The 21,976-nt window shown below is 67.1% G+C and carries 13 protein-coding genes; 3 read left to right on the forward strand and 10 right to left on the reverse strand.

Annotated features, from left to right (window positions below; genetic code table 11):
• Positions 1–23: 23 nt before the first annotated feature.
• Positions 24–614 carry a hypothetical protein gene (locus DK926_RS04410; RefSeq protein ID WP_114329005.1) on the forward strand — a complete coding sequence of 197 codons (591 nt, stop codon included), beginning with the start codon at positions 24–26 and terminating at the stop codon, positions 612–614.
• On the opposite strand, the gene DK926_RS04415 is transcribed toward DK926_RS04410, so the two are convergent.
• The 3 genes from DK926_RS04415 to DK926_RS04425 form a co-directional block, all read right to left on the reverse strand.
• On the reverse strand, positions 598–894 hold the full coding sequence (locus DK926_RS04415) for a hypothetical protein (protein ID WP_068425568.1): 297 nt from the start codon (positions 892–894) through the stop codon (positions 598–600). The two genes, DK926_RS04410 and DK926_RS04415, sit on opposite strands and share 17 nt — an antisense overlap.
• A 54-nt stretch (positions 895–948) precedes the next feature.
• The gene (locus DK926_RS04420) at positions 949–2,430 is read right to left on the reverse strand and encodes a polysaccharide biosynthesis tyrosine autokinase (protein WP_084423711.1); all 1,482 of its coding nucleotides are present in this window, start codon (positions 2,428–2,430) and stop codon (positions 949–951) included.
• A 65-nt stretch (positions 2,431–2,495) separates the two neighbouring features.
• Positions 2,496–12,053 (reverse strand): non-ribosomal peptide synthetase, encoded by a 9,558-nt coding sequence (locus DK926_RS04425; protein WP_114329007.1) that lies wholly within the window; start codon positions 12,051–12,053, stop codon positions 2,496–2,498.
• Positions 12,054–12,414: 361 nt separating this feature from the next.
• On the opposite strand from DK926_RS04425, the gene DK926_RS04430 reads away from it, so the two are divergent.
• Positions 12,415–14,190 carry a DUF4012 domain-containing protein gene (locus tag DK926_RS04430; RefSeq protein WP_114329009.1) on the forward strand — a complete coding sequence of 592 codons (1,776 nt, stop codon included), beginning with the start codon at positions 12,415–12,417 and terminating at the stop codon, positions 14,188–14,190.
• A 121-nt stretch (positions 14,191–14,311) separates the two neighbouring features.
• A complete protein-coding gene (locus DK926_RS04435; protein WP_114329012.1) occupies positions 14,312–14,845 on the forward strand; it encodes a hypothetical protein in 534 nt (177 codons plus the stop codon).
• 10 nt (positions 14,846–14,855) lie between these two features.
• Here the strand turns inward: DK926_RS04435 and DK926_RS26560 are convergent, their stop codons facing one another.
• Genes DK926_RS26560 through DK926_RS04465 form a run of 7 tightly spaced genes read right to left on the reverse strand, consistent with a single transcriptional unit; the run spans position 14,856 to position 21,974 of the window.
• Positions 14,856–15,758 carry a glycosyltransferase gene (locus tag DK926_RS26560; protein ID WP_165839499.1) on the reverse strand — a complete coding sequence of 301 codons (903 nt, stop codon included), beginning with the start codon at positions 15,756–15,758 and terminating at the stop codon, positions 14,856–14,858.
• Positions 15,755–17,053: a hypothetical protein gene (locus tag DK926_RS26565; protein ID WP_165839500.1), complete on the reverse strand. Its 1,299-nt coding sequence runs from the start codon at positions 17,051–17,053 to the stop codon at positions 15,755–15,757. Before DK926_RS26565 ends, DK926_RS26560 begins: the two co-directional genes overlap by 4 nt.
• Complete coding sequence (locus DK926_RS04445; RefSeq protein ID WP_114329014.1) at positions 17,050–17,655, reverse strand: CatB-related O-acetyltransferase; 606 nt, start codon at positions 17,653–17,655, stop codon at positions 17,050–17,052. The genes DK926_RS26565 and DK926_RS04445 overlap by 4 nt, the downstream gene beginning before the upstream one ends.
• Positions 17,652–18,917: a hypothetical protein gene (locus DK926_RS04450; protein WP_114329016.1), complete on the reverse strand. Its 1,266-nt coding sequence runs from the start codon at positions 18,915–18,917 to the stop codon at positions 17,652–17,654. The genes DK926_RS04445 and DK926_RS04450 overlap by 4 nt, the downstream gene beginning before the upstream one ends.
• A complete protein-coding gene (locus DK926_RS04455; RefSeq protein ID WP_114329018.1) occupies positions 18,914–19,906 on the reverse strand; it encodes a hypothetical protein in 993 nt (330 codons plus the stop codon). Before DK926_RS04455 ends, DK926_RS04450 begins: the two co-directional genes overlap by 4 nt.
• Positions 19,903–20,964 carry a polysaccharide pyruvyl transferase family protein gene (locus DK926_RS04460; RefSeq protein ID WP_165839501.1) on the reverse strand — a complete coding sequence of 354 codons (1,062 nt, stop codon included), beginning with the start codon at positions 20,962–20,964 and terminating at the stop codon, positions 19,903–19,905. Before DK926_RS04460 ends, DK926_RS04455 begins: the two co-directional genes overlap by 4 nt.
• Positions 20,961–21,974 (reverse strand): glycosyltransferase family 1 protein, encoded by a 1,014-nt coding sequence (locus tag DK926_RS04465; RefSeq protein ID WP_114329380.1) that lies wholly within the window; start codon positions 21,972–21,974, stop codon positions 20,961–20,963. The genes DK926_RS04460 and DK926_RS04465 overlap by 4 nt, the downstream gene beginning before the upstream one ends.
• Between the last annotated feature and the right edge of the window lie 2 nt (positions 21,975–21,976).

The raw sequence follows: 21,976 nt of genomic DNA on the forward strand, positions 1-21,976 counted from the left end.
ACGGCTCGGTATACAGTCGTGCCATGCGAACGGCGGCAGCGCTCGTGGCTGCAGCGCTGCTCGTGGCGGGGTGCAGCGGCGACCAGAACACGAGTACCGAGGGGCGGACCGAATCCTCGACGACGCATCAGGTCTACTACGCATCCGGATCGATGACGGTCGGATATCCCACGCCCGCTCCCCCGCCGACGGGTTCGCCGTCGGTCGTTCCCGGCTTCGTGGATCAGCCGCCCGACAGCACGTTCACCATCGCCGACGTCCACATCGCCGACGGCGCGGCCGTGTTCACGTTCGACGGCGACGGCGTCGTCAACTACGTGGCGCGCTACGTCGACGAGGCAGCCGTCTACGGCAGCGACCAGACGGTGGACGTGCCGGGGCGGTCGATTCTGCAGCTCGACCTGATCACCGATCCGTCCGCGGACACCACGCAGATGGTCCGGTCGACGGTGACGGCTCCCGAGGCCGAGGGGCCGATCTTCGTGCACACGGCCCAGGCGTCGGAAGGGGTGTTCCAGGCGTTCATCGGGACGTCCGTCGACAGATCCGACATCGTCGTCGTGCCGCAGCAGAATCCGCCGACGCTGACGGTGTCGGTCACCGGAGCGGCTTGAGCACTCGGCTCGGCACCCAGTGCGTCACGGTCTCGCTGCGATCCTTCGACATCAACTGATAGGTGACGCGGCCGATCCAGTCGCCGTCGACCGTCATCGACCACTCCGTCAGATCAGCCGGTACGACGGTGCGGACCTCGAACCCGTCCGCGGTGTAGCGGCCGGTGTGGTGCGGTGGCTGCGGGTAGAGCACCGCGAGATCCACCAGCACCTTGACCGGTGGGGTGAGCACCTTGAACGGCTGCCGCCGCGGGTGCGCACCACCATCCCATCCGTCCACCGATCGATCATATGTTCGAAAGCATGATCGACTCAAACGAGACGACCACTCGAGTTACTTGTAGCGCGACGCCTCGCTGACGCCGTTGCGAGCCGGGCCGCCGTCGTAGGGCTGGGCAGCGGGCTGGGCAGTCGAGTGGACGCTGGGCTGCGCCGGGCTCAACACCTGCTTCGGCACCGACTTGTCCGTCTCGTAGTAGTACGCGTAGCCGTCTCCGCCACGACGGCCGGAGGTGGGCGTCATCGTGAAGACCGCGCCGAGGATGTGCGCACCGATGGTGGTCAGATTGCCTGTCGCGCGCTCGAGTTCGGCTTCGGACGTGTGGCCGTGGCGTGCGATGACGAGCGCGCCGTCGCTGTGCGTCGTCAGCAGCGCGGAGTCCGTCACCGGCAGCAGCGGTGCGCCGTCGACGATGACGTAGTCGAACCGGCCACGCAGGTCTTCGATGACGCGGCGCGACGCCTCCGAGCCGAGCAGCTCGCTCGGGTTCGGCGGCAACGGCCCCGACGCCAACACGTCGAGTCCGACGAACTTGCTGGGCTGCAGGACGTCGTCGAGACCCGCCTGGCCCGCGAGGACCGTCGACAGTCCGACGGACCCGATGAGACCCAGGTACTTCGACACGCGCGGACGACGCAGGTCGCCTTCGACGAGCACGACGTGGTGGCCGGCCTCGGCGAGCGCGAGCGACAGGTTGATCGCGACCGTCGTCTTGCCCTCCGACGGGACGGCACTGGTGACGACGATGACGCGCGGCGGATTGTCGACCTCGAGGAACTGCAGGTTGGTGCGCAGCTCGCGGAACGCCTCGGCGCTCGACGAATGTCCGGCACCGAACGACACGATCGACGAATCCTTGAGGCTCTTGTCGAACGGGATGTTGCCGACGAGCGCCGAATTCGCGGACTTCTCCAGCGTCTTGCGGTCCTTGATGGTGTTGTCGAGACGGTCGCGCAGGACGGCGAGTGCGATACCGAGAAGCAGACCGACGGCAGCACCGAGCGCGAGGTTGCGCTTCGTCTTCGGGCTGACGGGCGTCGACGGTGTCTGCGCCTGTTCGACGAGGCGGACGCCTGCCGTCGGAGAGCCGCCGTCCTCCGGGGTTTCGAGTTCACGGACGAGCGTGGTGAGCTGGGTTGCCATCGAGTTCGCGACGTCGCGGACCGTCGCCGCGTCCGTTCCGGTGTGGCAGATGTCGAGCAGGACGGTGTCGGGCGTCGACTTGGCCGTGGTGTCGCGCGCGACCTCGGCCGGGGTAGCCGTCAATCCCAGCTCGTCGATGACACGTGCGGCCAGGGTTTCCCCCGTCACGAGTTCGGAGTACGACGCGACGCGCTGCTGCGAGAACAGGTTGCCCTGGTACGTCTCGCTGACCGACGAGCCGCCGGACGTCGACACGAACACCCGGCTGCATGCCTGGTACGTCGGTGTGGTGAGAAGCGAGACGGCCAGCGAGCCCAGAATCGCGACGGCGACAGTGACGACGATGATCATCCATCTGGTCTTCAATATCTTGAGATAGTCCTGGATTTCCACGTCGTGCTCCTAAACTCGAAAAATTCGTGTCGATAATTTCATAGCGTCGTACGGACTGCCTTTCCTCATGAATGCACGTCGCCTCCGACACCCGGCCCTTCGGCCGCCTGCGGACTCAACACCGCGCGCAGTTCTTCCCCGATCACACTCGCCCCCACCGGCCCCAACATCTCGTCGTGTTCGACGTCCAGACCGCGCACCCGAACCGGCCTGTCCACGAACGGGTGCCACTGGGATGCACCGTCGGAGTTCCGCGCCGAGAGGTAAATAGTATCGCCCGAGAACTTCTCGGGCGCATTCGCAGCGACCAGTGCGGGCGCAGCGACGACCGGCTCGTACATGCGGCGCAGATGTTCGCTGGTGACGGTCGCGGCGCCGGGATACGTCGCCGCCAAATTCCTAGAAATTGCTTCGAACGAATGACCCTCCGCCCCGAGATGACGACCGAGATCCCGGGCCGTGAACTGCGGGGCGTTCTCGGGTTCGGTCAGATGCGCATCGACGAGAACAAGCGTCACCTCCGCTCCCCCTTTCTGGAGTCTCGTTCCAACGGCGTGCGCGATGACGCCGCCGAGGGACCAGCCGAGCACGACGTACGGCCCGTGCGGACGCACCGCGCGGATCTCGTCGGCGTAGCGATCCGCGTAGTCGTCGATGGACGTCGGGGCGATCTCGTCTCCTGCCACGCCGGGCCGTTGCAGCCCGTAGATCGGCGCATCGACGTGGGCGGCCAACGCTGCGTAACTCCACGCGATCCCGACGGCAGGGTGAATGCAGAACACCGGGATTCCGTCACGGCCGGGCGTCAGCGGGAGGAGCACGTCGAACATGTTCTGGGCCAGCATGTTCGACGACCGTTCGAGCCTGTCGGCCATCGCCGACACGGTGCGGTCGACGAACATCCATGCCACCGGGACCTCGCGGCCGAGAAGCCCGGAAAGCGAATCGGAAACCTGCACGGCCCCAAGGGAATGCCCGCCCAGATCGAAGAAATCGGCGTCGACGTCGACATTGTCGGGATGTATCCCGAGTACATCGGCGAAAGCGGTGCACACGATTGTTTCCAATTCGGTGGAGGGCCTGCGAGTCGACGACGACGCGAGCACCGGGGCAGGCAACCTGCTCACGTCGATCTTGCCCGCAAGTGTCGTCGGTAGCGCGTCGACCGTCGTCACCGTGCTCGGAACCAGGTACGACGGCAGCATCCTCGCAAGGAACGTGCGCAGATCGGTGTGCGTACCGTCCCCGGTGACGTACGCATCGAGAACCGTGCCGGTGTCGCTGTGCCGACCTGTCACGAACGCCTGGTCGACAGCCGGATGCTGCAGCAGCGCGGCTTCCACCTCCGCCGGTTCGACGCGGTGCCCGCGAATCTTCACCTGGGTGTCCGCGCGGCCGAGGAATTCAAGGTACGGCCCACCCGAACCGAGACGCCAGCGCACCACATCGCCCGTTCGGTACATGCGTGCTCCCGGCTTGCCCAGAAGGTCTGGCACGAACCGTGACGCCGTCAGCCCTGGCCGCGCGACATAGCCGTCGGCCAGCGCAGGTCCCGCCAGATACAGCTCGCCCACGACGCCCGTCGGGACCTGCCGCAGAACCGGGTCGAGAACCAACGCGTCGAAACCCCGCGTCGGCCAGCCGATTCCCGAGTCGACGCCGGCAGCGAGGTCGTCGCTGCACGTACCCATGATCGTGGCCTCGGTGGGACCGTACGCGTCGAACACCGATCGGCCGGGCGCCCAGCGTCGGACGAGTTCGGAGCCGGCGACGTCCCCGGCCGTGATCACGGTCGTGACGGTCGGCGCTGCGCCGGGATCCGTCGCGGCAAGCACGGCGGGCGTGAGGCAAACATGTGTCACGCCGGCCGTGGTCATGAAGTCCGCAAGTTCGCGTCCTGCATGCACGGCAGGCGGCGCGACGACGAGGGACGCGCCAGAACCTGCTGCGAGCAGAATCTCGAACACCGAGGCGTCGAACCCCGGGGACGCGAACTGCAGCACCGCCGACCGATCGTCGACGCCGAATGTCTCACGTTGTGTCGCCACCAGATTCGCGATTCCGCGTCCGGTCACGCGCACACCTTTGGGCGTCCCCGTCGACCCGGAGGTGTAGATGACGTAGGCCGGGTCGTCGGGCGTGGGCCGTACCGCTGCCGACGGGGACGCCGTCGACTCCGGAGGCAGCCAGTGGGTTCCGTCGCAGATCGGCTCGTTCGACACACCCGCGACCGGCGCGGCTTCGCTCACGATGTCGGCGATGCGGGACGCCGGATGCGCCGGATCCACCGGGAGGAATGCAGCACCGGTCCTGGCGACGGCCCAGACCGCGACGAAGTGATCGATCGATCGTGGCAGTGCCAGTGCGACGACGGTTCCCGGGGCAGCCCCGCGCTGCAGCAGCGCGTAGCTCAATTCCGTTGCACGCGCACCGAGTTCGCGATAGGTGAGGTGATCCGTCCCGTCGACCACGGCGGTCGCGTCGGGCCACCGAGTGACGGCGTGGTCGAAGACGTCTGCGAACGTGCAGGATTCGGAGACACCGACCGTGTGTGCAGGAAGCTGACCGTACGTACCGAGGACGTCGATGCGCCTCAGCTCGGTCGTGGGCTCGCGCACGACGGCCCGCAGCAACGCCGTCAGGCGCGACGCGACCATGCGCACCGTGTCCATGTCGAACCGCCCAGGCGCGAACGCGATACTGCCGGTCATGGACGCGTCGTCGAGCACGATCTCGAGATCGAACTGGGTGTCGCCGGTGGGGAGAGGGCGAACGGTGAGGTCGTCGACGACCGGCTGCGACGACACCGACAGCAGGACTTGGAAGAACGGGTGGGCATCGCCCCGACGCGGCGGCGCGAGATGCTCCACGACGTCGTCGAACGGCACGTCGGCGTGCGCGAATGCATCGAGGTCGCGACCGCGCACATCCGCGACGAACTGCTCGAACGTGAGCGCGCGATCGATCGGAGTCCGGAGAACGACTGTGCCGACGAACATTCCGACGAGATCGTCGAGCAACGGATCGGTGCGACCCGACACCGGGGTTCCGACGGCGACGTCGTCCGTGGACGCGAGATCGGCGAGCAACAGGGCGACGGCTGCATGGACGACGACGAAGGTCGTCGCGCCGAGCCGACGTGCCAACGCCCGCAGTTCGACGGCGGTGGCGTCGTCGATCGTGAAGTTGGCCGGCGTCGCCGGGCCGTCTGCCGTGGGAGTGCCGCTCGGAAGTTCGAGGTAGTCGGGGAGTCCCTGCAACGCCTGCTCCCAGAATGCGAGCTGTGTCGGCGCGACGATGTCGAGGATTTCGCGGTGCCAACGACGGTAGTCCGCGTAATCGACTGCAAGGTAGGGGAACTCGGGCGAGCGACCGTCAAATCGCGCGTCGAGCGCGACGCGCACGTCCCGCACCAGTGGTGCCACGGATGCACCGTCGACCGCGATGTGATGAGCGACGACGACGAGGTCGACGTGCTCGCGTCCCGAGTCCACGAGTGCGACTCGAACCGGTGCGTCGACGGTGAGGTCGAATCCGGCATTCGCGATCCGATCGATGTCGTCGACCCGCAGTGCGAGATCGGGAACCACGTCGTCCGCGGCGCGCACCGACACGACAGGCCCCGGCGCGTACACCGTCCGTAGCGGCTCGTGTCGGTCGATCACGTCCACGATCGCTCGACGCAGGGCACGGGTGTCGACGTCGCGCGGCAGCGCTAGCGCGAACGCCAGGTTGTACGCGCTGGACGCACTGTCGAGTCTGTTGTGCAACCAGATTCGCCGTTCGGCGGCCGACAGATCGGTGCCGCCGTCCGGGCTGTGCCGCAACACCGGCAGCGCCACGCGACGGCCCGACGACGTATCGAGCACAGCGGCAAGCGTTCTCGCCGTCGGCGCGTCGAACAAGGTACGGAGCGAGACCTCGACCGCGAAGGTGGATCCGATGCGTCCTACTGCCCGCAGCGCCGTCAACGAATCACCGCCGTGCGCGAAGAAGTCCGCGTCGACGGTCAGGTCGTCGACACCCAGCACGTCGGACAGAATTCCCAGCACGATGCTCTCGCGCAGGGTGCGTGGCGACCCTTGTTGTGTAGCAACGACATCCGGGGCCATCAGCGCGGCTCGGTCGACCTTGCCGTTCGCGGTAACGGGGATGTCGTCGACGAACTCGATCATGGCAGGAACCATCGACGCAGGCAGCCTGCTCGACGCCCACGCTCGCGCATCGACCGCCGCGTCGCCGACGACCCATGCGACCAGCCGTTCGTCCCGCACATCGGCGACGGCACGCGTCAGCGCCGGATGAGACGTGAGGGCGGCTTCGACGTCGCCCAATTCGACGCGGACGCCACGCAGCTGCACCTGCGCATCGGCTCGTCCGACGAAGTCGAGGGCACCATCGGGCCGTCGACGGACCAGGTCGCCGGTGCGATACAGCCGTCGTCCACCGGCACCGGCGACGAACGACGCGGCAGTCGACGCCGCCTCGCCGTAGCCCCTCGCCACGCCGTCACCACCGAGGTAGAGCTCGCCGATCGCGCCGAGGGGAACCGGATGCAACCGGGCGTCGAGCACGAGCGCGTGCACCGAGTCGAGGGGTGCGCCGATGGTGGCCGTCGTCGTGAGCGGTTCGGTCAGCGTTGCGACGACGGTCGACTCCGTGGGCCCGTAGGCATTCAACATCGTTCGTCCCGTCGACCACTGCCCAACCACACTGTCCGGCAGTACATCCCCGCCGACCGCGACGGTGGTGATGGTGTCGACGGGCGGCACCGTGGCCAGCAGAGCGGGAGTCGACAGAAAGTGTGTGACGCCGTGTGCGCGCAGGTACTCCGCGGTCTCGACGCCACCGGCGAGCGTCGGCGGTGCGACCACCAACGTCGCGCCCGAACCGAATGCCAACAGAATCTCCAGCACAGCAGCGTCGAAGTTGAGCGAATACCCCTGCAACACTCGTGATTTCGATGTGACCCGGTACCGCGGAACAGCCTGGCGCGCAAGCGCATGCACCGCCCGGTGAGTGACGGTCACCCGCTTCGGCGTGCCGGTCGACCCGGAGGTGTGTACGACGTAGGCGACATTGTCCGGTCTCAGCGGTCCCCGCCTGTCGGCATCGGTGACCGCCGCGTCCCGACATGCACCCGCATCCGCCTCGGACACCCACGTGACGTCGGATTCGGATCCGCCGATTCCCAGCGACGTCCCGCGGAGCATCTGAGCGCGCCGTGCCGCCGGGTACTGCGGATCGACCGGCATGAACGCCGCACCGGACTTCACGACGGCCCACATCGCGACGATGTAATCGGCAGAACGTTCGAGAGAGATCGCGACCGTGGTTTCCGGCCCCGCACCGTGCGCGATCAGACTGCGCGCCAATCGATTCGATCGCCGTTCCAGCACGTCGGCGGCCACGGCCACGGTGCCGTCGAGGTCGACCGATCGGAAGACGTCGAGCAGCGTGCCCTCCCCCGCACGTGCATGGCTCGGGGCTGTAGCCCCGACTACCCATTCGATATCGCCGACCACGACGGCCGGGTCCGCGGCCACGGCCCCGAGAGTGCGCTGGAACGCCGCGAGGAACGCGTCGACGGTCTCACGTCGATACATGTCCGACGCGTACTCGAGCCACCCGTCGATGTTGTTCTCGGACTCGGTCAGCACGAGGCCCAGATCGAACTCGGACACGTTCTTGGTTCCGGTGACGACGTCGGACGGCAGATCGACCTGGTTCTCGTACGACAGCATGATCCTCGGCGCAGCGTGCCGAATGTCCGACAGCGCAGCGAGATCCGACCGTCCGACCTGATCGAGCAGTTCGACGAAGGTCGCCTCCCGGTCGACCTGCACCACGAGTGGGACCGTCAGGGCGAACATGCCGACCATGTCGACGGTGTCCGGGTGCGTGCGTCCCGACGTAGGTGTGCCGATCACCGTTCGGCCCAGTCCGCTGAATCGCGCGAGGGTCGTCACGAAGATGCTGTGCACGACCATGAACGGTGTGACACGCGCGTTCTGCGCGAGCATCCTCACATCGTTCACGGCAATGTCGACGGGCCGTCGAGAGATGCGCAGGCTCCCGCGCGTCCCGTCCGCGGGCAGGTACGCCGTCGGTGCGTCGTCCAGCGGAGCGACGTCGACGTGGGCGTGGTTCGATGACGCGAAGTGCGCGTACTGCACGGCGAGCGGTACCCACTCCGGCGGCCGGCCGACGCCGCGGGCCTGAAACGCGCGTGCGAAATCCCGCAGCACCACCTCGACCGATCGACCGTCGACGGCGATGTGGTGCGCGACGATCGCCAGGGCGTCGCCGTCAGGAGTGCGCAGTACGGTGGCCCGGAGAGGGACCTCGGCGGTCAGGTCGAACGGCGTTGCCGCACAGAGGTTCAGGCCGGCCTCGATGGACGCCGCCTCGAGCTCGGGTAGGTCGATTAGCACCTGGGACGCATCGACGACAACCTGATGCGCTCCGTCCTCGTCCGCCGGAAAGTACGTGCGCAGGATGTCGTGCCGCCCCAGAACATCGCGGAGTGCCGCGATCGCGTTCTGCGCCTGTCCATCCGGAAGACGAACGGCGACCGGCAGTGCGTACACGGTCGACTCGTTCGTTTGCTCGGCCATCCAGATGCGGAACTGCGCCGCCGACAACGGAACCCGATCCGGTACGACGACGGACGCCAGAGGCGTCATGGGCACTGCGTGTCTCTCGTCCAGCAGCGCCGCGAGAGAGGCGACCGTCGGGTGCCGGAACAACTCGGCGAGCGTCACCGACGTGCCCAACCGGGCCAGCACGGTCGACGCGGTCAGCGAATCGCCGCCTGCATCGAGCAGGTTGTGGTGGCGGCCGACCCGGTCGATGCCGAGGGCGGTCGAGAACACCTCGGCCACAGCAATTTCCGTCGGCGACATCGGTGCTTCGTACTGTGCGTCGTCGTCCGGGTTCGACAACGCCCCGCGGTCCGGTTTGCCGCTGGGGGCAAGAGGAATCTCGTCGACGACGGTGATCGTGGACGGCACCATCCAGTGTGGCAGCGAGGATCTGACATGTGCATCGAGATTGGCGACATGATCGTCGTCGTCGTCGACCACGACGAACGCCACCAGCGACGTACCGCGAACGACGACGACGGCATCGCGCACCGAACGATGACGCACGAGGCACGCCTCGATTTCTCCGAGCTCGATGCGTCGACCGTTGACCTGCACCTGAGTGTCGGTGCGGCCGAGAAACTCGAGTACGTCTCCGGCCGCCGAGGTCCGCACCCGATCACCCGTGCGGTACAACCGCTGCCCGGGCGTGAAGGGATCGGCGACGAATGTTGCTGCCGTCGAGCCGAATCGACGATCGTAGCCGCGTGCGATTCCGTCGCCACCGAGATACAGCTCGCCGACGCCTCCCGCGGCCACGGGGCGCAGCGCTCGATCGAGAACCACTGCCCGCACCCCGGGAATCGGGCGGCCGATCGCCACCGGTTCGTCCACGCGCATCGGCGCGGACACCGTCGCCACCACGGTTGCCTCGGTCGGACCGTACGCGTCGAGCATGGTGTGCCCCGGCGCGAACCGGTCGCGGAGCGCGGGTGGGCAGACGTCGCCCCCGACGTCGAACACGGCGACGCCGTCGAGATCCTCCGGCGCCAGGGTCGCGAGTACCGCCGGCGCGGTGATCAGGTGGGTGATGCGTTCTGCCGCAATCAGATCGGCGAGTCGCCGGCCGGACGTGACGTCGGTCGGCGCGACGACGAGGGTGGCGCCCGCCGCAAAGGCCATCAGCATTTCCTGGATCGACGCGTCGAACACCGGAGACGCGAGGTGAAGCACCCGCGACGTGCGGTCGACGCGGTACTGCTCGACGACCGCATCCGCGAGTGCGGCGAGCCCGCGATGAGTGACACTGACGCCCTTGGGGATTCCGGTGGTTCCCGACGTGTGCACGACGTACGCCTCGTTGTCGACCGACACAGACGCCACCACCGGGGCCGCGTCGGCGCCGGGAGCGATCCACCGGATGTCGTCACACACGGGCTGCACGTCCGTGAGTCCGAGTCGTACGTCGGCGGCGCGCATCATGTCGACGGACCGTGGGTCGGCCGGGTCGACCGGCACGAACGAAGCCCCTGCCCGTGCGACGGCCCAGCACGCGACGACAGACCGGTGCGACCTGGCCATCGCGACCGCGACACGCACCTCCGGACGCGCACCGGCGGCCACCAGTTGTTCTGCCAGACGGTCGATTTCGCCGCGCAGTCGATCGTAGGTGTACGACGTCTCACCGTACCGAAGCGCAACATCGCCCGCCCGCCCGCGGAGCAATTCGGGCAGTGTGCACGGCGGGACCGGTGCGGGAACACAACCGAGATCGGCGGGCGGGAGTGCGATCGCCGACACCGCAACACCGTCGTCGGCCGCGACGAACGCGTCGAGCACCGACAGGAAGCGGTCCCGGTGCGTCGTCAGTGCGACGACGTCGTACAGCAGTGGATTACCCAACAGGTCCACCCTGGTGCTGGCGCCCGGGAGGCCCGGATACACGTTGACCATGATGTCGTCGACAGGGCCGCTGGACAGGACGTGGTAGTCACCGACGGTGTCGCCGAGACGTATCTCGTTGCCGAAGGTCATGATGTTGACGGTCGGACCGAAACTGTGTCCGGCGTCGTAGCGTTGATGCCGCAGAGCTCCCGAGAGTGCCAGTTCGACGCGGCGGCGCAACTCGCCCACGGTCGTCGTCGACGGGACGGCAACACGAAGGGGTACGACGTTCGCGAGCATGCCGATCGACGCTCGTAGCCGCGCGGTCGTACGACCCGAGACGGGAAGGCTCAGCACGACATCGTCCGTGTCGGTCAGGCGCGCGAGGTACAGCGCGAACGCCGCGAGGACGTCCGGAACACCTACCGCAGCAGTGTCTTTCAGTGTGGCACCGACCGAGATCGCCGCGCCCCCGACAGGGGCGGACCGGCCCGCGAGCCACACCCGTTCGGGGCGATTCGCGAGCACCGCCTCCCAGTAGGTCCGGTCCGACTCGAATCGCGTCGAGGTCTCGTACGCCAGTTCGTGGTCTCGGATGGCCCGTAGGGACAACCCACGCGTCGGCGGGATCTCGGCGCCGTCGATCATCGCCGCGTACACGGCGGCCGTGCGTTCCCGCAGGGCGATCGCGCCCAGCCCGTCCATGACGACGTGGTGGACCCGACTGAACCAGAACCATCTCCTCGGGCCGACCTGCAGCAACTCCGAGATCATCAGTCGATCGTGGAGCATGTCCACCGGTTGTCGGCAACGAGACTCCATGTACGCCAACGCAGTTTCGACGGGATCCGCCTCGCCGGTCAGATCCCGATACTCCAGGCCGTACGTCGCGTGTCGATCCACCTGCTGGTACACGACGCCGTCGCGCTCGCAGAGACTCACGATCGGCGATTCGAGCTCCCGCGTCGTGATGTACGAGGCGCGGGTCAGCGTCGGTACGTCGATGCCCCCGACGACATCGACGTACTGAGCAATGGTGAACGGGACGTGCGGATCCACGGTCTGTGCGAGGTAGATGTCGGCCTGCGCGGGAGACAGCGGGAAGGCGCTGGGGGCAGGCGAGCGCGCCGCGACACGAGTCGATTTCGACGCCACACGATCCCCTCCCGACAAGGGCCGAACGAATGCGAGCTGAGTAATCCCGCTCGTACAAGTTAGTTCTTTTCCATGAATTGTTCTACTCGGTGAATGAGCCCGAATTCCGTATATGAATCGATATTTCGGGAAATTTCGACGCCGTCGCTTCGGCGCAGCCCCTCGAATCGTCCTATCGCCCGTTTCGCAGGTGAGTGGCCGTGCAGGTGTCAGTTCGCACCCGAATTGGGCGACGTCGTGCCACCCGTTCCACGACGTCCGGGATGGACAAAATTTGTCATCACGCTACGATCACGGAGAATTCACACTCATTCTCGAGTACCACGCGGTCCGGTTTTCTCCCGTCAGGAGCATTTCTGTCATGTCCGATAATGCGCACAGTGGAACGCCCGCGTCGGGAAGAAGACGTCCTTTACTGATCGGACTCGCAGTCGCAGTCCTGATCGTCGTCGGCTTCGGGCTCTGGCTCGGCTACTGCACGTACTCGGCACGGACGAATCTCGAGACGACACGCGACGCCGCGACACGAGCCAAGGATGCGTTGCTGACCGGAGACGTACCTGCCGCCCGCACCGCTGCCGCGGAAGCCGCGGATGCTGCCGACGCGGCGCGCGCGAACACGTCGGCATTGCCGATGACGGTCGCGGCAGCCGTTCCGTGGCTCGGCAGTCCGGTCGACACCGTCGTGCAGATCACCGACGTCGTGCACGGTCTTGCAGTGGACGTGCTGGAGCCTGCGACGGAAGCAGGCGCCACCATCTCGCCCGACAGCGTCGTCGAGGGCGGGGGCCGAGTGAACCTGCAGGCTCTGTCCGACGCGGAACCCGTTCTCGCGCAAACCTCCGCGGCTGCGGACGAGTTGTACCGGCGCGCGCAGTCCATCGACGACCCGGCGTTCCTGTCCGTGGTCGGCGAAGCTCGCGAACAACTGCAGAATCAGACACACGACCTCGCGAGCCTGCTCGGAAACACCTACACCGCAACCCGTCTGCTGCCGAAGATGATGGGCGCCGACGGTCCACGTTCGTACTTCCTCGCATTCCAGACGCCTGCGGAGGCACGCGGAACCGGCGGGCTCATCGGTGGGTACGGAATTCTGCGCGCCGAGAACGGTACGGCGGAGATCGACAAGCTCGGGACGACAAGGGAACTGAAGTTCGCCGAGCGCCCGATCGACCTCGGCTCCGAATACAACGCGCTGTGGGGACCGCGGAACACGACCGTCGACTTCCGAAACTCCAACGCGAGCGCCAACTTTCCGTACGCGGGGCAGATCTGGACGTCGATGTGGACGGAGCAGACCGGGGAGTCGCTCGACGGTGCCATCGCGACGGACCCGATCGCACTGAGCTATCTGCTCGGTGCCACGGGCCCGGTCCGGCTGGCCGACGGCGAGGAGATCACCGCGGACAACGTCGTCGAGGTGACGCTGTCCAGTTCCTACGCACGCTTCGGCGACGACCAACTCGCGCGCAAGATGTACCTGCAGGAGATCGCAGCGGCCGTCGTGACGAAGATGACGAGCGGTGTCGCACCCACCCGAGCGCTGATCGACGCTCTCGGCCGCGCCGGAAGCGAGGGACGCATCGCCGTGTGGAGCGCGGACGCGTCGGCGCAGGAGATTCTCGCGGGCACGGCCATCGGACACGCGCTTCCCGACGACCCGGCGCCGTATGCCGGAGTCGTCGTCAACAATGCGGGCGGCAACAAGCTGGATTACTACCTGACACGCGACATCACGTACACGGCCGAGGCCTGCACCGGGCCGACACGGAAGTCGACGGTGACGGCCACGCTCACCAACAACGTCCAGGCCGATGGACTGACCACGTACGTCGCCAGCACGTTCCTGCAGGGCGTGCCGTACGGGACCAACGAGTCGATCGCCTACCTGTACGGAACCCAGGGCGCGAAGATCACGTCGATGTCGATCGACGGCGCACCCGCGTTCTCGGTGCAGAGCGGCACCGAACTCGGACGTCCGGTCAAGGCGGCGTACCTGTCCATCGCACCAGGCGAATCGTCGTCCGTCACGTGGGAGCTCGAGGAGCCTTCGGTGCCGGGACAGGCGAGCGTCCCGGTCCAGCCGCTGGTCGACACCCCTGCCGTCACCGTCGACGTCCCCGAATGCCGGTAGCCGTTCCTGAAATTTTCCAGTGATATTTCCCAACCTTCGGGTGCTGGCTCGACATCGAGACCCCTGAACTGTGAATGTGGAGGCGATACGCGTCCACGAACAGTTACGGAGATGTACCCGCATGTTGCCGAAGTCCCGACCGGTCTGGTCCGTCGCTGCTGCCCTCGCTGTGGGGACGGTCGGCCTGGTCGGCTGCAGCTCCGACAGCGGCTCCGACGAAGCAGCTGCCGACACCACGACGAGCGCCGCGCCGTCGCAGGCCGCGGGCGGCAGCGACCCGTCGAACGAAGTCTGCGCCAAGCTGCAGGACATCTCGGACTACGAGATGCAGTCGATGCAAGCCCTGGCCGGCGCCGATCCGGCGGATTGGCCTGCACTGCAGTCCGCGCTGACGGCGTACTCGTCCGGTCTGGCCGAGCACTACGACCCGGCCATCGACGTCGCCGACGAGCAGACCGCATCGGACCTGACCAAGCTGCGCGACGCCAGCGCCGCCGCCACCGCGAGCGCGGCCGACGCACCGTCGTACGAGGTGTTCAACGAGCAGTCGACCACGTCGATCGACGTCGACACCGCTCAGGCCGCCATCGATGCGAGCACCCGCGTCGATCAGTACGCGCAGAGCACGTGCGGTTTCTCGATCAACCAGCAGTAGTGCGGCTGCATCACGGAGTGAACGGTGGGGCATCTCGCTTCAGGCCCCACCGCCACACCTGCCCGAGGCGCGCCACCCGCGCGCGTCGCGACGCCGACGACGCCCCACCGGCAACCACACCGGCGAGCGTGACCAGAGCGAGTTCCACACGCTGGACGTAGCTCGTCAGTCTGCTGCAGTGATACGACGTCAGGCGGATCGCGGCGTCGGCGCGTGCTCGTTCGACGAGGGTGCCGTGACTCTTTTGCGACGACGCGGCGATGTGCTGAATCTCCGCTCGCCGTGCGACGAGGAGTTCGATTCCCTGCGACGACGCCCGGCGCGACAGGTCCGCATCCTCGCCGTACAGGAAGAATCGCGCATCGAACGGTCCGAGCTCTGCGAGCAGCTCGCGGTCGGCGAACAACGCACCGCCACAGACTTTTTCGACCACCACGACATCCGCGTCGACCTCGGCGAGCGCGGCAGCGAAGCGGTCGCGCTTCCGCTTGCGCGAGATCGAGAAGTTCCACTGCATGTACGCATCGGATTGCACCCGGCCGTCACGGTGAAGCCATCCTCCCACCAGCGATCGTGGGTGGTGGTCGGCCGCGTCGAGGAACCGGGCGAGCCCGTCGGGCGCGAGTGCCGCGTCCGGATTGAGCATCAGAACCGAATCCGCGGTCGACGCGGCGACGCCGTGGTTGACGGCGCGGCCGAATCCGACGTTGCGGTCCATCCGCAACACCCGCATGGTCGACGCGTCGATCGTGTCCTCGACGGGGGTCGAACTTGCGTTGTCCACCAACAGGATCGATCCGTCGACGCCGCATGCTCGATACGACGCCTGCACCGAGTCGGTGCACGCACGGAGCAGGTCGGGGTCGGATTCGAAGCAGACCACGACGACGTCCACGGTCGTACTGCGCGTCATGAGCTCACGTCCTTCTTGTCGAATCCGAGCAGGCCGATTCCGAAGCCGCACAACAGAAGCACCGGTCGAATGTAGAGCGCGTCGTAGAAGAAGCCCGACAGCACGATTGCCAGGATCAGGACAGCTCCGGCGCGGACCCTCGTCGAATCGGACCGCAGCAGAGCGCGAATCGCGATGACCGCGATGGCGACGATGCCGAGCACGGTGACGATGCCGAAATCCCACAGCAGACTGAGGAACAGGTTGTCGACGGTCGTGAACCCCTGGATGCCGAGTCCGCTGCCGAGTGCGTCGAGCAAACTGCGTGCACCGGAACCGAATACGACGCACGCGCCGCTGCAGGTGTCGGACCATTCGTCGAACACGATCGCGGCGTAGTTCCGATTGTCGAGCGACGCGGACCCGGTGAGGCCGCCGAAGTCGAAGACACGTTGGCCTGCCAGCGCCGACCAGTACAGCACCACCACAGTGACGGCAGCTGCCAGCAGCAGCGGCCCGAGCCACGCCGTCCGGTACCCGACGGCCAGCTGCCCCTGCCGACGTCGATACGCAGTCGTCGCGACCGTCAGCACGGCGACGGCTGCAGCGCACAGAACGGCCGAACGGGTGCCCGAGGTCGAGACCGACACTGCCGTGGACACCACGACGACCCATCGCACCGCGGCGCGCCTCGACGCCATCGTCGACGACAGCACCAGAGCCGCGGCACCGACACCGACCGCCACCATTCCTGCGGGCACCGCCTGGCCGATCAGCCCGCGGGACCGGAACGTGTCCCGCGAGTACGCGGTGTAGTGCGGGTCGCCGAACAGCTCGCCGAAGACGTGCTGCTGCACCAGATATTCGACGCCCATCGTCACGGCCAGCGCGACGGACAGGACGACGAGGACGACCAGCGGCTGCCGAAGCGCCACGGCCAGTCCGGCGCCGACGACGATGGGCGCGAGCAGCGTCACGTATCCGACCGGGTTGAAGTTCATCACCTGGTTGAACGTCAGCACGAGGAAGCCGAACAGCAACGCGGGCACCACGATCGTCGTCTCGGCGCGACGAATCGCCCACACCGCGGCCGCCGACCCGACGAGCAGACCGGCCAGTCCGAGGTAGCGCCAGAACGACCCGACCGTGACGAAGTCGACCGGTATCGCGACGACGATCGCTGCGGCAGGCAGCAGCAGCGTAATGCTCCGCCTCCCGCGTCGCTCCGTCCGCACGGTCTCCGCAGGTGCAGGTGTACGTAAGCGAGTGCTGCGTCTCACCTGCGCCGGTATCACCGGCCTCGCCGGGAGCGTCATCGAGCAGCACCTTTCTCGAGCCGCGCCAACGCTTCCAGCGGGTCCTCCCCCGCAAGATCGGTGACGCCGTCCGCCACTCGGTCGTCGTCCCAATCCCACCAGCGCAACGCTCGCAGACGCGCGATGACGTCGTCGTCGAATCGTTTGCGTACCAATGTTGCCGGATTACCGGCAACGATCGAGTACGGTTCGACGCTGCGCACCACGATGCTTCCCGCCGCGACAATCGCGCCGTCGCCGATGTGAACTCCCGAGACGATGGTGGCGCCGAACCCGATCCACACGTCGTTGCCGATCACGACATCGCCCTTGCTGCAGGGGTATCCATCGGTTCCGGCTCCCGGCAGACCCAACTTGTGACGGATCGGGAACGTCGTCAGCCGATCGGTCGGATGGTTGCCGCCGAGCAGGATGTTCACTCCCGCAGCGATCGAGCAGTATCGACCGATACGCAGCCGCGTCGGATCGTTGTCGTACAGGCGCACTTCGGGAATTCCGTAACTGTGCGCGCCCATCTCGACGCGTCCCGACGCGATCAGGTTCCGCAGAACGCGTCGGCGATACCGGTTCGGGTCGACGACCCTCAGCACATGATCGATCATGCGAACACCTCCCGTACGTAGCGGCCTGAGACCGCCCAGAACCACAGTGAGAACGCCACCATGGCGACAGCCCAGACGGTGATCAGCGTCATCCCCGCGCCCGTCGTGATGCCGATTGCGTAACCGAGTACGACGACGGCCGCCAGGGGCACGAGGTAGCGCAGCTCGAAGTCGGGCCTACCTGCGCCGGTCAGGATGTTCACCGGCGCGATGGTGGCGCAGTTCGCGCCGTGTGCCAGTGCGACGAGCAGTACGACGGTCAGCGACGGCGTCAGATCGAGCGCGACGCGCTGGGCCACGAACGCCACGACGCCTGCCCCGATCATCAACGGAACCATCACGAGCAGAACGAGTTTCCGGACTCGGACGAGCAGAACAGTGCCCTGCTCGGACGTCGTCAAACGGGACGAGTCGGCGACAAGTCCGGCAGCAAGCGCGATCAGCACGATCTTCGGAATCATGACGAATCGCGTCACGATGTCGTAGCGGGCGAGCAGTTCCGCGTCTCCGACGAGACCGAGTGCCCACCTGTCGAGTTGGGTGATCAACAGCCCGAGCATCGCGACGACGACGCGAGTCTTCATGAACAGTACGATCGTCTGCCGCACCGATGCCGACGTATCGGCAGCCAGCGCAGCATCGTTGCGGCGCCTGCCCCCTTCGAGCGCGAATCCGAGAACCGCCTGCACGCCGCCTGCCACGACGGTTCCGATGCCGAGCGAGACGATGCCTGCCCCGGACTCGAGCGCGACGAGGGTCGCGACCAATTGCACGGATCCGCCGAAGAACAACACCGCGGTCCGGCGATAGAAATGGCTGCGCCCCAACGCCGCAGCACCGTAGACGACGCCGATGCTGCGCAGCACACCGCCGAGCGAGACGAGCGCGATCAGCATGTAGGCCGACCCACCATCGGCGGTCAGGCCGGCCGCAGTCGAATACGCAGGCCAGATCCCGATGGCCAACGCTCCCAACACGATCGGAGGCAGAGCCGACAACCCGCACAACGTCGTCGACGTGCGAAAGTCGAGGTGGCCACCGCCCGAGAGCTTGGTCGCGAGTGTCGGTGTGCCGAAGTCGAACACGATGAAGATCGTCGACAACGTCGCTGCCAGAGCCCACACGGCGTAGTCGTCGACACTCAGATAAGCGGATCCGAGGATCGGCACGAACGCCACGAAGGCACTCGCGGCTATGGCAGGCAACCCGCCCTTGAGCAACCGAACCGCAAGACTGCGCACACCCGCTTCGGTCGAGGTCACTGCCGCCGGCCCAGCACTCGGCGGCAGCGTTCGACCGACTCGGTCATCGTGGCGCGGCACTCGGCCAACAGATCGGCGTCGATCGTCGGAAACCGTTCGGCGGCATCGCCTTCCCACCGGCCGACCCACGGCATGCCGACGGCGTCGAACACCGGCCCGACCGTGTCGGACGACGACTCGACCCATCCGAACGGCACGGCACCTTCCGTCGCGCCTGCGACGAGGGCGTGGACCCGGTCGCTGACGACGAGCGCACTGCGCGCGTAGACGTCGCGCACCGTCTGTTCCTGGTCGGCGTGATTCTCGACGAACCAGGCACGGTACTGCCCGCCGAGCGCCCGCGACAGATGCTGCGACGTCAGATAGTCGGCCGAGGAGTGCACGAGCACCGCAGGCTCGAGCCCCAGTGCCGACGTCGTCGCGGTGAACCACTCCATCCAGGTATCCGACGGCCTCGGGCGATCACCACGCAGCACCACTGCCGCGAACGGCCGATCGGTCTCCCATCGGTCGACGGGCGTGCCGAGCCGAAAAGCCCAGTCGGGCAGCGGACGGGGATGCCGCCTGCGACAGAGAGCGGCCACGAGACGATACGGCAACAGCACCAACGGATTCGCCGACGACGCGTCGACGCCACGGCCGCGCCAGATCCCGCGCCCGCCGCGCGGGAACGCGACGATCATCAACACCGCCAGCATCCACATGTGCATCGAGTGGCGCACGTTGACCTCGACGCGTCCGGTGTCGACGGCGATGCGCGTCGGCCCGCGCAGTGCACTGACGAATGCCCGCCCGAGCCACACTCGAAAGCTGCCCGTTCGAACGTCGTTCGCGTCCAGGCCGAGTCCGGCGACGTAGTCGGGCGACGACGTGCCCGTCCACACGACGAGGTGCCCGCGCTCACGCAGATAGTCGAGATAGCCGCGCCGCGCGATGGACGACGCGATGTTCCCGGTGCGTCCCGGCGCGCACACGTACACGGTGCTCACGGCGTGGCCTCCACGTGAGGAACGAGACTGCGCAGGTTCTGCACCAACTCGTCCCGTGCGGGTACCGCGCGGCGCATCCCTTCGTCCACATCCGCGACGTAGCGCCGGCGCTCCGACTCGTCGTCCAGTAGGGCACGCACCTGCTGCAGCACACGCGCGGGCTCGAACTTGTTGACGTTGTGCACGTACCGATCGAGACCGAGATCGGCGAACGCACCGAAACCCTTGCGCTCGTACGCAAGATGAACTACGAAGTGCCCGGCTTTCAGCGCCATCAACGCGGCGTGCAAACGCACCGCGACGACGACTCTCGGCGTCTGCGGGGCCAGAAAGTCACCGCGCGGCAGAATCTTTCGCGCACCGACCGAGGCCATGGCGTCGACGTCGTCGTTGCCCGCGGTCGCACTCTGGACGTACCCGTCGAACGTTCCCACCTGATGTGCGAGATCCACCACCAGCGGACCGACCTTCCCGCGTACGGCCCGCACCGTCAGGACGGGCACGGGATCCACATCGAGCCCCCTGCGCTCGATGTGGCCCGCGCCGAGAATGGCCAGATCGCTGAGCCGCCGCACACCGGCGTCGGCGAACTGCGCCAGACTGCGATCGTCCCGCACGTAGAACGCGTCGATCCTCCGCATGCGGCCCGCCAACAGCCTGGTCACCGCGGAGTTCGCCGGGCCGACGCTCTGGGGAAGGTACACCGTCGGTGTGGAGGTTCGGCTCGCCGCCCACAACTGCGGACCGTGCACCAGTGCGGTTTTCAGCGTTTCGACGGCATAGCCGGCGCGCAGGTAGCCACCGCCCACCGCGACGACGAGGTCCGCGTCGTCGAGCTCGCGGAGCAGTCGACGATACGGCCCGGCGTAGCCGGTGAGCGACGGACTCGAATCGACCACGCGTGCATCGATTCCCGTGAAGGTCTCGGGATGCGACGCGGCGATCGTGACGTCGACGCGGTCGCCGAACGCTGCACGCACCAACGCGAGCGTCTCGTCGACGAGCAGTCCGTCACCGGCGTTCTCGGCGCTGTATCCGTGCAGCACGACGACCTTCATGATGCCGCCGCCTTCTCGTACACCCGAAGATGGGCATCCACACTCACATCCCACGTGAACGACGACGCCCACAGACGTCCGCGAGCGGGCACACTGGCGCGCCACTCCGAATCCTCGGCCGCGCGGACGATCCCGTCGGCGATCGCGTCGGCGTCGATGTCACCGAGAACCCCTGCCGGACCGGCGATGTCACGCAACGCGCCCCGGTTCGACGTGAGAACCGGCGCCCCCGCGGCCATCGCCTCGAGCACCGGGAAACCGAATCCCTCGTAGAGACTCGGGAACACGAACAGCGACGTCCGCTGCATCAGCGCACGACGGTCGTCGTCCGAGACGAATCCGACGTGAATCACGTCCGGGCTCTTCGCGATTGCGTCCATGGACGCCTCGAAGTTCCACGCCGGCTTTCCGGCGATCACGAGCGGTAACCCGAGCGCCCGCACGTCGGGACGGCTCATCGCCTCGACGAGTGCGACGAGGTTCTTGCGCGGTTCGATGTTGCCGACGTACAGCAGATACTCGTCGGGAACCCGCCCACGCACGTCGTCGGACAACGACACCGGTTCGGCGAACGCGTCGGCGTCGATACCGTGCGGCACCACGTGGATGGTCGCGAGGTCGACACCGAACACGTCGGCGATGTCCTCGGCACTCGACGCCGACACCGTGACGACGGCGTCGGTACTCGCCACCGCACGTGCGACGCGTGTGCGCCAGATCTTCTCCTGCGCACCGCTACGGACGCCGTCGATCCATCGGCTGGCGATGCCGTGCACCGTGACGACGGACGGCGTTCTCGTCCGCAGCAGAGGGCCCGTGTCGGCGACGTAGTGCAGCACCGCGTCCGTACGCCTGAGGCCCTGCACGGTTTCGGAGAGCATGGTCATCGGTGCCGAACCGTGGAAGCGCATCGACTCGACGGCAGTACCCCTCGCGCGTAGGCCATGCGCCAACGCCCGTGCGTAGGTCGTGTTGCCTCCCACGTGCCGCTCCAGGATGCGTCCCGGCATCA

The organism is Rhodococcus sp. Eu-32, assembly GCF_003336925.1.
In the GTDB taxonomy this organism is placed as follows: domain Bacteria; phylum Actinomycetota; class Actinomycetes; order Mycobacteriales; family Mycobacteriaceae; genus Rhodococcoides; species Rhodococcoides kyotonensis_B.

What these genes read in the sequence shown, in the direction of transcription:
- DK926_RS04410 (WP_114329005.1), top strand. Translation starts at nt 24, where the DNA reads ATGCGAACGGCGGCAGCGCTCGTGGCTGCAGCGCTGCTCGTGGCGGGG.
- DK926_RS04430 (WP_114329009.1), top strand. Translation starts at nt 12,415, where the DNA reads ATGTCCGATAATGCGCACAGTGGAACGCCCGCGTCGGGAAGAAGACGT.
- DK926_RS04435 (WP_114329012.1), top strand. Translation starts at nt 14,312, where the DNA reads ATGTTGCCGAAGTCCCGACCGGTCTGGTCCGTCGCTGCTGCCCTCGCT.
- DK926_RS26560 (WP_165839499.1), bottom strand. Translation starts at nt 15,758, where the DNA reads ATGACGCGCAGTACGACCGTGGACGTCGTCGTGGTCTGCTTCGAATCC.
- DK926_RS26565 (WP_165839500.1), bottom strand. Translation starts at nt 17,053, where the DNA reads ATGACGCTCCCGGCGAGGCCGGTGATACCGGCGCAGGTGAGACGCAGC.
- DK926_RS04445 (WP_114329014.1), bottom strand. Translation starts at nt 17,655, where the DNA reads ATGATCGATCATGTGCTGAGGGTCGTCGACCCGAACCGGTATCGCCGA.
- DK926_RS04460 (WP_165839501.1), bottom strand. Translation starts at nt 20,964, where the DNA reads ATGAAGGTCGTCGTGCTGCACGGATACAGCGCCGAGAACGCCGGTGAC.
- DK926_RS04465 (WP_114329380.1), bottom strand. Translation starts at nt 21,974, where the DNA reads ATGCCGGGACGCATCCTGGAGCGGCACGTGGGAGGCAACACGACCTAC.